Source organism: Lactobacillus apis (assembly GCF_002837055.1).
Classification (GTDB): domain Bacteria; phylum Bacillota; class Bacilli; order Lactobacillales; family Lactobacillaceae; genus Lactobacillus; species Lactobacillus apis.
In genome coordinates this window covers 230,737-244,155 of record NZ_PDKP01000001.1, presented here as the reverse complement: position 1 = coordinate 244,155, position 13,419 = coordinate 230,737, and the positions used below count along the sequence as shown (strand labels likewise).

Below are 13,419 nucleotides of genomic sequence, written 5' to 3'. Positions count from 1 at the left end.
TTTGTTCAAGTTTTAAGTTATTTACCGTTGAATCCGACCATGCTTTTGTGAATTATATTGATAGTCAAAATCAATCTAATAATGCGAATCATATAACCAAACTGGTTTGGCTAGACTTTCCAATTCCTCAGTTTGAAATCCGGAAAAGACATATGCATGCAATAAATTATTCGTATTGCCCAAAATGTCATAATTAATTCTCTATGGCTGAGAGACTTGTAAAATTGAATTCCCTAATAGTGCTATAACAGTAAAAAAGCTATTCTCTCTGCTAAATCGTTTAATGACGACACATTTCTTTTAGGAAATAACACATATTTTTCCTATGTTACAGCATTATTTCCAAATACTATAATATCAAAAATAAACAAAAAAAGTCGCTAAGTTTTTCCTTAGCGGCTTCTTTATTTAATTACACGTTTTGTCGTTAACTCAAGTGAGCTAGACGAACAACATCACGTTCAATCATCAATTCTTCATCAGTTGGAATAATCATTGCCTGGATTGCTGAATTTGGTTTAGAAATTAACTTCTCGCCATTAGACTTATTAGCTTCATAATCTGGCTTTAGTCCCATAAATTCAAAGGACTTCATGATTTCTTCACGAATACCTGCATCATGCTCACCGATTCCAGCAGTAAAGATAATTGCATCAACACCCTTTAATTCAACAATGTAAGAACCAATATACTGTCTTATGTGGTTAACAAAGATCTTACGTGCTAATACTGCTTTTTCATCTGAATTATTTTCCAAGTCACGCATATCAGAAGAAATGCCGGAAATACCTAATAAACCAGATTGATCATTCAAAATGTCAATCATTTGATTAATATCAAGGTTTTCCTTATTCATAATATATTGCAAAACGGATGGATCAACATCACCAGAGCGAGTCCCCATAGTAACACCAGCAAGTGGTGTGAAGCCCATTGATGTATCATATGATTTTCCATTCTTTACTGCAGTAACAGATGCACCAGAACCTAAGTGACATACGATTAATTTCAAATCTTTGGCATCACGTTCAAGCATTTCTGCTGCTCTACCAGTAATGTAACGCACAGAAGTACCATGTGCACCATACTTACGCACACCATATTTTTCATAGTATTTATAAGGGATTGAATACATGTAGTGTTCCGGATCCAATGTTTGATGGAATGAAGTATCAAAAACCCCTACTTCAGGAACATCGGGTAGTAACTTCATAAAAGCTTCAATCCCCTTTCCTTCAGCCGGATTATGTAATGGGGCATATTCTTTTAAATCGTAAACTTTTTGCAGCTTTTCCTGATCAATAATAGCAGAATCAGTAAAATCTTCACCACCGGCAACAATCCGGTGACCTACTCCAGCAATTTCACTCAAGTCTTCAACAACTTTATATTCTTTTAAAGCCTTTAATAACAAATTGACAGCTGTTTCTTGATCAGGAATTGCAACCTTTTCTTCGTGCTTTTCACCATTGGCTAACTTAATTTCAAAAGATGAGCCATCAATACCAACTCGATCAGCAATCCCCTCTGCCAGTACTTTTTCTTCAGGTACAGCAAATAGTTTATACTTAAATGAAGAACTTCCTGAGTTTATTGCTAAAACTTTTTTCATAAATGAGATTCCTCCATACACTTTAATTTGACTTTTTCCACAAGTTAATGAATATTTTTAGTATACCACTCATTTAGTTTAACATTAAGCTTGATTAGGTCCTCTTCTTTTTTAAGTGTATCTAACTTTGTGAGAAAAACCTCACTACTTTTAGCATTTTTACCATGATTTTGGAAAACTAAAACGGACTTTTGATTAAATTTATTTTGGAACGCATTATCTGGCAGCTCAATTATTGCTCTTAAATAAACTTTTTCTGATAACCATGGCATAAAGTCACTTCCAGTTTTTCCAGACAAAATGTCCTTAGGAACAACAAGGAAAGCATATCCACCCTGCGCCAAATTCTTAATTATCTGTTCAATAAACAAAAGATGAGCAAATGAATGACCTTTTTCAGCCTTGGTTACAAAATTTTCTGCATTTTCATCAATTGGATAATAACCAATTGGTAGATCACTCACAACAACGTCTGGCTCAGAACAAAACCATGGTGTTAACGCATCTTGGTTGAATAGCTCTATTTCAAGACCATTTAAATGCGCGTTAATATCGGCAAAGTTCAACATATCTTCATCGTTATCAATGCCAAATAAGTTAAAATCTGCTTTTGAATGATTCGCATTTTTGAGCTGATTTACCACTGAGAATAATAAATTGCCTGAACCAATTGCGGGATCAATTATAGTTAGCCCTTGATCCGGTAATAATTTCTGCATAAACATCGCAATAATAGTTGATATCACTGGAGGTGTTGGCATCTGATTAGGATCTAAATCGTCCTCGTTAATAGCCTTGAGTGTTAGAAAAGTAAATATTTGCACTTTTGCCTTTTGTGAAAGATCTTCATAATGCAGTTGTTGGTATTTTTCACTTAGTTGGGCCACTGTTTCTTTATCAGGTGCACCTAATTCAACTTTTATCTGCTCATTTTCCAAATTATCAAAAGTCTCTGTTAGTGCTTCACTAAATGATACGTTTAGAGCATTCTGTAATACCTCAACGCAGTCTATAAATTTATTAAATAAGTTTTCAATTTTATCCACTTTGATACCCCGTTTCTTCTAAACATTTTAATAGAAATCAGGTAACAAGCGCAAGTAAATCAATACCGACATAAATATTCGATTAATAGCGTATTGTTTTGCATACTGCTACAATAGGTTTCTTGATAAAACTGTAAAAAAAGCAAACAGGTAGTTAAAACTAAAACGCTACTTAATAAAGCGCTAGCTTTTAATTTCATTATTTTTCCTCTTTTCATTTTTTGTTGTTTTAGGTTTTGCATCCAATTTGAAATATATTTCAGATGATCGCCCATCTTTTTCGACGACGTTAATTTTTATTTGTTGGTCTTTACTAATAAATGAGGCTTTTTTAACGTTTAACAGTAGTGGCATATGCCCTCCTTCAGGCGCCCTCATTCTAATCATGTTTTTATATGAAGCTAAAATATAAACTTGCGTTTTACCGCTTTGACTAACTTTTTTGATAGCAACTTGACGACTATTTGTTCCAGCTGGAAAAAGATAAACGGTTTTAGCATCTTCTTTCAAAAAATGATCAAATTGAACATAAGCAAATACAATGTCATCGGCTCGATGATGCGCTTTGTCAGCCGTTGTCATACTCTTTAACATATTCTGTAAAGTTACAACTGTTAGCAAGGTTACAAAAACAGCAAATACAGCATCTGCCAATAAGTAGCCCCTACTTCTTGACCTTGTACGTTTGTTTTTTAGTTGCGTCATAAATTTTTGAATCACCTATCAATTGATAAACATGATCATGAACAATAATTTGCTTAATTCCATTTTCTTTCATTGCTCGCATAGCATAAGTACGATCAACTTTTTGCTCATTTTCTCGTTCAAATGATCTACTTTCGCTCACAATCAATGAAATACTGACAATTCCTAAAAATGTAATAGAGAGTGCGACACAACTTTCAGCCATTAAAAAACCACCTATTTTATGCTGCATTGTCAATCACTCGTCCCCACATCATTTGCAGCCTGATTGTCCTTTTTTCTTGACGATTGGCAATTACAATTGTTCTCGGTGACATTGAACCACTTGACGAAATCCATAAATCTGACAATTTATAAATATTTATTTGTGGTGCAATTTTAACAACTTTTCTACGGCCTGCTCTGGTAACCGTCAACATATTCGAATTAGGATAATACCTGATGTAGCTTGCAACATGTTTAATGGTAGAAATTGTAGCAGCCTGTTCGATTGTGCTTTTAACTTCTTTGGTAGTATTATTTAACATCATTTTTTCACTATAACCGTCAAGACAAACTGTACCCAGCATAATTACTCCGATTGAAATTGCTAAAGTAATTACCATTTCAATAACTGTAAAGCCACGTTGGCTTGCTTTAGTTTGCATTCTTTTGAACAACACCGTTAGTTACTGTATAATCTTGTGTCTTATCAAACTGTTTCTTAGTTAAATAGCCGTCGTCAAACATATTTTTAAAGGAAATTTCCTTACCGTCGCGCTCTTTGTCTTCTTGATATAAATCTGCCTGAGTTTGGAGTGTCGTTTTAAATGCATCATTAGCTTTGTCATTTGCACTTTGCTTTTGTTTAGTCAAATTAGGTGCAATGATTAATAACAACATAACGATAATAGCAACGACTACTACCATCTCAATCAAAGTAAATCCTTGTGCTTTTCTATTTTTGGCTAGTAAACCCAATAGATATTTTTTTATTGCTTTTTTCATTTTTATATCCTCCTAAATACTTTGCATCATTGCGTACATTGGTAGTAATAACTTTAAGTACATCCCGATAATGCATAATCCAATTAAGATAAAGCAAAACGGTTGAACATTAACAATTAACTTTTCAATTTTGTTGGACAAATTAGTAAACAGTGTCTTCCCTAAAAGCAAGCAGCGCTTACTTAAATCACTCTTTTTCGCACCAGTTTGAACTAGCAATAACAGTTCATTTGGTAAAAAAGGCTCTTTCTTGATAATTTCCTCCAGGCTTTTACCATCCCTAAGCTGGTTACCAACTTTTGCACCAATCACTTGTTGTAGTGACCCTGTTTCTTGTTTAGCAGCATACTCACACATCTTTTGTAGTGAAAACCCACTTGCAAGCAATAAACCAGCATCATAAACAAGTAAGTAATTAACATATAATTTAATAGTCGAACCAATGATTAGATAATGTTCTAACTTAACCAGAGAACGATAGTCCTGTTTCTTCAATAAGGTGGTAACTTTAACTAAAAAATAGATAAAAAGTAGCCCCATAACAAGTAAAACAAATAGCATAATGTCACCAGTATGCTCTCCAGTATTCGCAAACTGACTAGAAACGAAGGTTTGCATGAATACGAGCAACAAAACCATCATTACAGCTAAAACAAATGGGTAGGACATTTCGGCTTTTAATTTCTTTATTTGTTCATTTTTCAATCTACTCAATGACGCAAGTTGGCCAAGGCATTCAACTAAGTTGCCTTGATTCATTGCTAAGTCGATCTGGGTAACAACAGTTTTTGAAAAGCCTAGTCGTTCCATTTCTTTGCTCAATTTTGTTCCAGACTGAAGGCGTTTGTTTAACTTTCCAAGGATCTTTTTCTGCTTTGACCAAACAATTGGCATTAATTCCAAACTTGTACCGAGAGAAAAACCGTTAATTAAACTATTTTGTAAGTAATCCAAAAAGAGAAATCGTTCCCTACTATTTAGCTTACCCTTGCTTGAATTGCTCAAATACTGCCGCACTAATTCTCTCCTCCTGCTTTAACTTCGCTATATTATCTTGCCAGTCAACATAATCACCCCGTTGAGATTTCAAGATGCTTTTTTGCAAAAAATTCCTACTTGCAATGTCCATTAGACAAGAAAAACCATCTTTTGTTGGCAATAAACGTTGATAACAAACAGCAGTAAGACAATTTACCAATTCACTTTTAGTAATGTTCAAACTTTCTAGTCTTGAAATTGTTTGCAGTGTACTTTTTGCGTGAACCGTTGCAAAAACCAAGTGACCACTCAAGGCCGCATCAATTGCTAAACGAGCAGTTATTGCATTTCTGATTTCGCCAATAATTAGAATATCTGGACGATGTCGTAAAGCTGCTTCAAGTAATATCGGGTATGTAATGGCTGCCTCCAAATTAACTTGTGTCTGTAAAAAACTAGCTTCATGGATTTCCACCGGATCCTCAATTGTCATCACCATCCTGTCTTGACCAACATACTTAGCAAGTTTGTACATGGTGGTCGTTTTCCCCGAGCCCGTTGGACCACTAGTAATAATAAGACCACGTTTTTGCGCTAAGCTTTTCAGTAATTCAAGTTGCTGGTTAAAGAAATACTTTCCTTCACTTACACGGTAAATAATTCTGATAACCAGTGACTCGCAGTCAGTATAATCACCAAGACTGGATAATCGCAGATAATATACTTGCTTATTGTACTCAAAATCAAATGCCCCAACTTGTGGTCGTCGGTGTTCAGCAATATCCATTTGAGCCGCAAACTTTAAATAATTAATCAACTCCTTTCCTTCGTTAATCGAAAAATTCGCTTGATTTGCAATTCCATTAATTGTTCGAAAATTAACCACTAACTTTCCTTTTTGGATTAAAAAGAACAAATCGCTGGCATGACAGTCAATTGCTTCTTGAATTAATGAACTAACCGCTTCTTTAATTCGCATAAATACCTCCTTTTTGCCGCCAATAATAATTACGCAAAAAGCTGGAATTTTTTTGTTAAAACTAAATATTATTTTGAATAAACAAAAAAGCAGCACTTTAAGTACTGCTTCTTTATTCTTCTATTCAGTTTTTATAGTAGACAGAATGACAGGATTAGCATAATGACTACACCACCAAGCATTGGTACAGAAGTCCGCTTGATAATTTGAGCTGTATCCAAGTGAGTTGCCTCGGAAACGATTAGGACGACTGCCGCAACAGGCGAAACTGCTCTTAACAAATTAGCTGCTAATTGAATTGGAACAGAAAGTTGCTGTGGGGCAATTCCGGCAGATTTTGCTAACGGTACAATCAATGGAATTAATGCAAAAATCAATGCAATACCACTACCACTCAAGATAACAATTATAGCAGTAAAGATTACCATAATTATTGGCAAGAGGATTCCGGCACTTTTAATATCTGTCATTGAATTTTGTAGCATTGTCATGATGCCAACAGCATTTAATCCTTGGACATAAGTTTGAGCAGCAACTAAAAGTACGACAATACTCATTGCATTGCCCATCCCTTTAATGAACACATTGCTGTCTTGCAAAACTTGTTTAGCATCTTTGGTATTAATTAGTTCAACGATAATGGCAATAATCCAACTGATAAGCGTCACTTCCTGCACACTCATGGTTGTAGTTACGCCTCTAACAAGATTATAGATGAAGTCAACTATCAAGATGATAATTGGTGCTAAAGGCAATAGGCCGTATACAAAGCGTACGAATTTTCCACCTTTAACCTTAAGTTTCTGGGTACTCTCTTCTTTTAACCCATATTTCTTTAATTCTTCTTCATAGCTAATTTCCTGTCCATCTTTCTTATCTTCATGTTTTTGCCAGAAATATTGAATTACAGCAATTAAAAGTAAGGTCGGAATTGAAATTAAAGCGTGGTAGCCAAAAACATATTGTGTAGTTGACAAATGTAGTGCTGAAGCCAATGCTACATTATCTGAACCTAATGGTGTTGGAATGATTGTAGCTGAAGTAGCAATCAAAGCAGCAGAAGTTAATCTACTCATTCCTGTTGCTCTTAAAACAGGATACAATGTTGCCAATAAAATAATTGCTAAATTTGAAGCACTTGGAACTACAAGAGAAAGGATGTTTGACATTAAGAAAACAATCGGAACTAATAAGTAAACAGATTTAATTCCCTTCATTGAAGAAGTCAAAGCACTCACTGTCACATCGTTTGCGCCAATGTGACTCATGTAGGCACTATACCCAGCTAAAAGTAGAATTACAAATCCTGCTTGTGACAGCGTCGAAGTAAATTGATCTATTATAACCTGTATAGGTTTTAAAAATTGGTTCGACACTGGTGCTAAAACGGTTATCTTATTGCCCATTAGAACTGCACAATACAAAAGTACAAGTCCTAAAGCAAATAGCACAATTTTAATATCCATTTTCTTGGATAACATGTAAACCAAGATGATTACTGACAACAAAGTTAATACGATTGCGATTAACTGATTCATTAAAAATTCCCTTCTAATCTAACAAGTTTTTTTGATTGCTTCGATGAACCAAGCAATAAATTCATCAACATTAACCGACTTACCAATTAAGGCATTTACTGGTTTATTCAATTTATTATTGAAGTCCATTAAAGAAGCACCGTTTGTAGGGCCCTGATCGGCTATGATATCGACGTACGCCTCTTCAAAATCAAACATAGTTGGATTTAGTAAAATTCCCGCTGCAAGTGCATCGTAAATTTTTAATCCAGTATTGAAACTACCGCCACGGTAGCGTTTAAATAGGCTATAGAACATATCACCAACACTGCCAAGCGACTTGATTTGCTCACTTATTTCAGGCTTAACAAGTGCTTGGAAGCCAAGCTCTAACGGTGCAACGCGAATCTTGAGTCCACTTTCAAAAACAATTTTTGCTGCTTCAGGATCGCCGGCAATATTAAATTCGGAATAAATGCCGTAATTTCCGCGACCAATGCAGCCACCCATCAATACTAATTCTTTAATATTAGCTAAATCTTCAGGATATAGCCGAATGTAGAGTGCAAAATCTGTTAATGGTGCAATCCCCACCAAAGTAACTTTTTCACTTGAATTAGCCACTACCTTGTGAATAGCTTCGGGTGCTGTTGTATCTTTTAATAGTAAATCTAAATCAGGCTCTGGAAAGTCATAACCATCCATGCCACTTTTACCATGAACGCTAGCCGCATCTACTGGTGCCTTAATTAAAGCGCGTTTACAGCCCTCTACAACAGGAACTTTTTTGCCTAAAAACTTTTCAAGCTTTAACACATTGTTTAGTGTCTGTTCAATTCCCACATTACCAGCAGCTGCCGCAATTAGCTTCACATCTACTTGCGGATCAAATAATAGAATTGAGATTGCAACTGCATCATCAATTCCAGGATCCGTACTTAAAATAACGGGTTTTGTCATCTTAACTCTCCTACTCATTAAAATGTCTTGTAATAAAGAATCTAATTAATTCCAGTAAAACAGTATACTACTTGTATACCTAATATTCCCAATAAATTTGTGATTTATTACTCAAATTTATAAATATCTTTTACTAACTTTGTTAAATAATGCCATGTTTACTAGTACCATTATGATAAGACGCTATTTATTTTTTTGTGAAGCAGTCAACTTTATTTAAAGCAAATCTGATGCTTTTAGTTTAGCCTTTGCACGAACAGTTATTACATTGGTTAAGAAACAACTAATTATGGCAAATAAAAAACCTTCCAGAATAAATCTGGAAGGTTTTATCTTCTATTAATTAGTCTTCCTCAGCTGCAGTATAAACGTTTTGAACATCATCATCGTCTTCAAGTGCATCAACTAAGTTATCAAATTGTTCCTTCTTATCTTCAGGAACAGGTGTTGTATTTTCTGGAATCATTGTCAATTCCGCATTTGCCAATTTGTAACCTGCTTTTTCTAAAGCGTCACGAACTTGAGCAAATTGTTTTGGATCAGTGTAGATTTCGAACGCATCGTCACTAGTTTGTAAATCGTCACCACCAGCATCCATTACGTCAAGAAGCATCTGATCCTCATCTGCGTCAGTAGTAGTACGATCAATTACAATGTAACCTTTGCGATTAAACATGTAAGCAACTGAGCCACTAGCACCAAGAGAACCACCATTACGAGTGAATGCAACACGAACTGCAGAAGCTGTCCGATTTTTGTTATCAGTCAAAGCTTCAACAAATATTGCTACACCACCTGGAGCATAACCTTCATATGTAATTTCATCATAGTGCTCATCTGAATTACCTTCAGCCTTCTTAAGCGCACGATCAATGTTGGTTTTAGGCATATTATTGGCACGTGCCTTATCCATCACCATACGTAGGTTAGGATTCCCAGAGGGATCAGGACCACCAGTCTTTGCAGCCATATATATTTCACGAGATAACTTTTGGAAAATTTTACCTCTCTTTGCGTCTTGCGCATTCTTGCGGCCTTGAATATTGTGCCATTTTGAATGTCCTGACATAAGAATCCTTCTTTCTCTGCTTAAAATATTAACGATATAATCTTAACGCACGGTTTAAGAAAATTCAATACTATCAAGTTAAGCCAAGTAATTTTCTTCCAGTCTAATATAATTACTTACCATAATAATGCAGACGAATTTATTAATTATTCCCTAGTCTTTTTCATTTTTAATGCGTAAAATGTAAATAATTGTTTAAAAAAGGAGAGAACTTTTGTGGAGGAACTAGATTCTAATAAGAAATATATCTCGTGGCCTGTTTTAACCCTAATGGCTTTCTGTACGGTTATTGGCCTCGATGATATCATGTACAATTTCCAAAATCAGGGAATGCCAGTTGTCACCTCATGGATCATAATGTGTCTTTTTTATGTTATTCCATATTCATTAATGGTTGGACAATTAGGCTCAGTCTTTAATCAGGAAGGCGGTGGGCTTTCCTCGTGGGTACGTGGAACCAATGGGGAATTCCTTGGTTACTTTACTGCATGGACATATTGGGCTGCATCTATCCCTTATGCCGTCGATTCAGCTAACGAGATTATTGTCGATATTGGTTGGGCATTAACTGGTTCAGAAAAGTTTCAGAGTCAAATATCTAACACCAAATTTGCTCTCATGACTTTTGCCATGTTTATTATCTTCATCATCATTGAACACTATTTCTCTCGTTCAATGGAAATTTTGTCAACTATTGGTGGTGGCTTGATGTTAATCATGACACTAATGTTTGTTTTCTTAGCTTTCTTAGGTTTAGCTAAATCAGGTGGCCATATGGCAACCCATCCCTTTACTTGGAAAACATTAATTCCTAAGTTTGACATGCATTATTGGACCACTATTGCCATGTTAATTTACGCTTTAAATGGCTGTGAGCTAGTAGCGCCTTACGTTACCAAAATGAAGAAACCAAAAGCTGATTTTCCTAAAGCAATGGTTGCTTTAGCAATTATGACCATTTTCTTAACTGTCTTTGGCTCATTCGCACTTGGTATTTACTTTGACGGTTACCATATTCCAAAAGATTTAAAGATGAACGGTGCCTACTACGCATTTGATATGGTCGGTCACCAATATGGTATGGGTAAAACATTACTTTACATTTGGGCTTGGACATCAGTCTTTTACAATGCAGCCCTTCTGGCCGTTTTACTCGATGCAATGACGAGAATGCTAATTTCCGATACTGGTGACAAATACATGCCACACTTTTTGCAGAAAAAAGATAAAAATGGATTACCAATTAATGGTTACGTTCTAACTGTCGGTCTTTCAGCTTTCATCATGCTTTTAGGAATTTTTCTACCTGATATGAATGATATTTTCAACTGGCTCTTAAACCTTAACGGTATTATTTCACCAGGTGTTACCTGCTGGATTTTCTTCTCATTCATGCAAATCAGGAAGAATTCACAGAAATTCAAGTCAGATTATGTCTTTATTAAAAACGACAAGCTTGGCTATCTGGCTGGACTGTTTTTATTGATTGTCACTGCAGTGGCAACAGTACTCGGCATTGCGCCACAAGACATTAAGCAATTCAGTGGCTATTGGTGGTATGAACTAATTATTAACATTGTCGCAATTGTAGTATTGATTGGTTTGGGTGCGATTCTACCAAGTATCAGGAAACGTGAAGAAGAATACGGAATTGCTTTCAATCGTGGTCAATGGACAACTATGGGTGTTCTAGTAATTGGTTCAATTATTTTTGATTTATACTTAGGAGAAAGAAATCACTTGTTTAATGGCGCTACACTTAGTCTTGGACAGGCTAAACTGGGCATGAACATTGTATTAATTCTGATTGAAACAGTGTTTGCAATTCTGATTTGCTGGCTAGTTGGCAGAAAAAAGCCTACTTCAGCTAAAAAATAGTTATCAAAATTTTAAAACAGGTTCATCGTTAAATGAATCTGTTTTTTTGTTAAATAAAGAAAAAACCAATCTATCTAATATATAATAATATAGAGGATTTTAGACGAAGGAGAACACCGATGACACCAATTCCATTTAAAGCAGTTGCCGTAGATATGGACGGCACTTTTGAAGATGATAATAAGCAGTTTGATCATTACCGGTTTGAACAAGTTTTAACCAAATTACGTGAGCAAAAAGTTCATTTCATTGTCTCTAGTGGGCGCCCTCTTTCGCGTTTGCGACAAGATTTTTTTGAGTTTCTGGATCGAATCGACATTATAGCTGATAATGGTTCAATTCTTACCAAGGATAATCAGGTCATCGCTAGACATGTTTTTACTTATAAAACTGGTATTAAGCTAATTAATTTCATTCAGACTAATTACCCCCAAATAGAAATTGTTGCGAGTGGTTTGGATAGTGCCTACTTAAATAAACGTGCATCCACCAATTTTAAAAAATTAATGCACTTTTTCTATCCCAACATTGATGAAATCGCAAACTTACTTGACCTTCCAACCAGCGACAGCTTAACCAAGCTGACACTAAGCTGCTCTTCTGAACTAGCTAGTGAAATTGAAAAGAAATTCAACGCAGATAATACTGAGCGAATTCACTGCACAACTAGCGGTTTTGATAATATCGACATCATGCCAGTCAACGTTAACAAGGGGCAGGGAATCAAATTCTTTTTACGCTACTTTGGAGTTGAGCCTGAAGAACTGATTGCTTTTGGCGATGGAATGAATGATAAAGAAATGATCGAACTTGCTGGTTATAGCTATGCAATGGAAAATGCTGATGAACGCTTAAAGAAAATTGCCAAGTATGAAGCCCCTAGCAACAATGAAATGGGCGTTTTGCAAGTGTTAGAAGAATATTTAGACTAAAATCAAGTTAAACAAAAAACAGATTTAATAAGGAAAAATTATTTATGAGTTATATTGAAGTCAAACACAATTTTAAACGTTACCAAACCGGTGACACGGAAATTTTAGCTAATAACGACGTCAATTTTTCCATTGAAAAAGGCGAATTGGCAATTATTTTAGGAGCTTCCGGTGCTGGTAAGTCAACTATCCTCAATATCTTAGGCGGAATGGACACCAACACCTCTGGTGACATCATTATCGATGGCAAAAATATTGCAAATTATAATAAACGCCAATTGACTACGTACCGGCGTAATGACATTGGTTTTGTTTTTCAATTCTACAACTTAATTCAAAACTTAACTGCAAAAGAAAATGTCGAACTAGCATCAGAAATTGTTGCCGATTCACTTGATCCAGTTCAAACCTTAATTGACGTTGGCTTGAAAAATCGAATTAACAACTTCCCTGCTGAACTATCAGGTGGTGAGCAGCAAAGAGTTGCTATTGCACGTGCTATTGCTAAAAATCCCAAAATACTCTTGTGTGATGAGCCAACTGGAGCACTTGATTACCAAACAGGAAAAAGCGTCTTACAGACCATTGCCAAAATGAGTCGCGAAAATGGCGCAACAGTAGTTATTGTTACGCACAATAGCGCACTGGCACCCATTGCAGATCGCGTGATTCATTTTCATGACGGCCAAGTAACCAAAATTGAGCAAAACGCTCAACCAGAAGATATTACAAATATTAAGTGGTAGAAAAGGCAGA

General features: G+C 35.5%; 14 protein-coding genes. 3 read left to right on the top strand and 11 right to left on the bottom strand.

Annotated features, from left to right (window positions below; translation table 11 throughout):
* Positions 1–427: 427 nt before the first annotated feature.
* The 11 genes from CRG87_RS01265 to CRG87_RS01215 form a co-directional block, all read right to left on the bottom strand.
* Positions 428–1,612 (bottom strand): acetate/propionate family kinase, encoded by a 1,185-nt coding sequence (locus CRG87_RS01265; protein WP_074425518.1) that lies wholly within the window; start codon positions 1,610–1,612, stop codon positions 428–430.
* A 44-nt stretch (positions 1,613–1,656) separates the two neighbouring features.
* The gene (locus CRG87_RS01260; protein WP_074425519.1) at positions 1,657–2,658 is read right to left on the bottom strand and encodes a class I SAM-dependent methyltransferase; all 1,002 of its coding nucleotides are present in this window, start codon (positions 2,656–2,658) and stop codon (positions 1,657–1,659) included.
* Positions 2,659–2,841: 183 nt separating this feature from the next.
* A complete protein-coding gene (locus CRG87_RS01255; protein ID WP_074425520.1) occupies positions 2,842–3,312 on the bottom strand; it encodes a ComGF family competence protein in 471 nt (156 codons plus the stop codon).
* Positions 3,313–3,322: 10 nt separating this feature from the next.
* Positions 3,323–3,568: a hypothetical protein gene (locus CRG87_RS01250; RefSeq protein ID WP_074425727.1), complete on the bottom strand. Its 246-nt coding sequence runs from the start codon at positions 3,566–3,568 to the stop codon at positions 3,323–3,325.
* Positions 3,569–3,584: 16 nt separating this feature from the next.
* Positions 3,585–4,010 carry a pilus assembly FimT family protein gene (locus tag CRG87_RS01245; protein WP_074425521.1) on the bottom strand — a complete coding sequence of 142 codons (426 nt, stop codon included), beginning with the start codon at positions 4,008–4,010 and terminating at the stop codon, positions 3,585–3,587.
* Positions 4,000–4,350: a competence type IV pilus major pilin ComGC gene (gene comGC / locus CRG87_RS01240; protein ID WP_046306587.1), complete on the bottom strand. Its 351-nt coding sequence runs from the start codon at positions 4,348–4,350 to the stop codon at positions 4,000–4,002. Before comGC ends, CRG87_RS01245 begins: the two co-directional genes overlap by 11 nt.
* A gap of 12 nt (positions 4,351–4,362) precedes the next feature.
* Complete coding sequence (locus CRG87_RS01235) at positions 4,363–5,367, bottom strand: type II secretion system F family protein (protein WP_074425522.1); 1,005 nt, start codon at positions 5,365–5,367, stop codon at positions 4,363–4,365.
* The gene (comGA, locus tag CRG87_RS01230; protein ID WP_074425523.1) at positions 5,333–6,307 is read right to left on the bottom strand and encodes a competence type IV pilus ATPase ComGA; all 975 of its coding nucleotides are present in this window, start codon (positions 6,305–6,307) and stop codon (positions 5,333–5,335) included. The genes CRG87_RS01235 and comGA overlap by 35 nt, the downstream gene beginning before the upstream one ends.
* Positions 6,308–6,438: 131 nt before the next feature.
* Complete coding sequence (dcuC, locus tag CRG87_RS01225) at positions 6,439–7,845, bottom strand: C4-dicarboxylate transporter DcuC (RefSeq protein ID WP_074425524.1); 1,407 nt, start codon at positions 7,843–7,845, stop codon at positions 6,439–6,441.
* Between the two features lie 18 nt (positions 7,846–7,863).
* Positions 7,864–8,784 carry a nucleoside hydrolase gene (locus CRG87_RS01220; protein WP_083213187.1) on the bottom strand — a complete coding sequence of 307 codons (921 nt, stop codon included), beginning with the start codon at positions 8,782–8,784 and terminating at the stop codon, positions 7,864–7,866.
* Between the two features lie 343 nt (positions 8,785–9,127).
* On the bottom strand, positions 9,128–9,853 hold the full coding sequence (locus CRG87_RS01215; protein WP_046306578.1) for a YebC/PmpR family DNA-binding transcriptional regulator: 726 nt from the start codon (positions 9,851–9,853) through the stop codon (positions 9,128–9,130).
* A 270-nt stretch (positions 9,854–10,123) separates the two neighbouring features.
* Here CRG87_RS01215 and CRG87_RS01210 point away from each other — a divergent pair, with 270 nt between their 5' ends.
* From CRG87_RS01210 to CRG87_RS01200, 3 genes are all read left to right on the top strand, one after another.
* Complete coding sequence (locus CRG87_RS01210) at positions 10,124–11,731, top strand: APC family permease (protein WP_232352304.1); 1,608 nt, start codon at positions 10,124–10,126, stop codon at positions 11,729–11,731.
* 119 nt (positions 11,732–11,850) lie between these two features.
* On the top strand, positions 11,851–12,663 hold the full coding sequence (locus tag CRG87_RS01205) for a Cof-type HAD-IIB family hydrolase (protein ID WP_074425526.1): 813 nt from the start codon (positions 11,851–11,853) through the stop codon (positions 12,661–12,663).
* A 44-nt stretch (positions 12,664–12,707) separates the two neighbouring features.
* Positions 12,708–13,409, top strand: coding sequence for an ABC transporter ATP-binding protein (locus CRG87_RS01200; protein WP_046306572.1), 702 nt, complete (start codon positions 12,708–12,710; stop codon positions 13,407–13,409).
* Positions 13,410–13,419 lie beyond the last annotated feature (10 nt).

Bases quoted from the DNA above. Each gene is read 5' to 3' on its own strand.
- CRG87_RS01220 (WP_083213187.1), bottom strand. From the start codon at position 8,784: ATGACAAAACCCGTTATTTTAAGTACGGATCCTGGAATTGATGATGCA.
- comGC (WP_046306587.1), bottom strand. From the start codon at position 4,350: ATGAAAAAAGCAATAAAAAAATATCTATTGGGTTTACTAGCCAAAAAT.
- dcuC (WP_074425524.1), bottom strand. From the start codon at position 7,845: ATGAATCAGTTAATCGCAATCGTATTAACTTTGTTGTCAGTAATCATC.
- CRG87_RS01245 (WP_074425521.1), bottom strand. From the start codon at position 4,010: ATGCAAACTAAAGCAAGCCAACGTGGCTTTACAGTTATTGAAATGGTA.
- comGA (WP_074425523.1), bottom strand. From the start codon at position 6,307: ATGCGAATTAAAGAAGCGGTTAGTTCATTAATTCAAGAAGCAATTGAC.
- CRG87_RS01210 (WP_232352304.1), top strand. From the start codon at position 10,124: ATGGCTTTCTGTACGGTTATTGGCCTCGATGATATCATGTACAATTTC.
- CRG87_RS01250 (WP_074425727.1), bottom strand. From the start codon at position 3,568: ATGGCTGAAAGTTGTGTCGCACTCTCTATTACATTTTTAGGAATTGTC.
- CRG87_RS01265 (WP_074425518.1), bottom strand. From the start codon at position 1,612: ATGAAAAAAGTTTTAGCAATAAACTCAGGAAGTTCTTCATTTAAGTAT.
- CRG87_RS01200 (WP_046306572.1), top strand. From the start codon at position 12,708: ATGAGTTATATTGAAGTCAAACACAATTTTAAACGTTACCAAACCGGT.
- CRG87_RS01205 (WP_074425526.1), top strand. From the start codon at position 11,851: ATGACACCAATTCCATTTAAAGCAGTTGCCGTAGATATGGACGGCACT.
- CRG87_RS01215 (WP_046306578.1), bottom strand. From the start codon at position 9,853: ATGTCAGGACATTCAAAATGGCACAATATTCAAGGCCGCAAGAATGCG.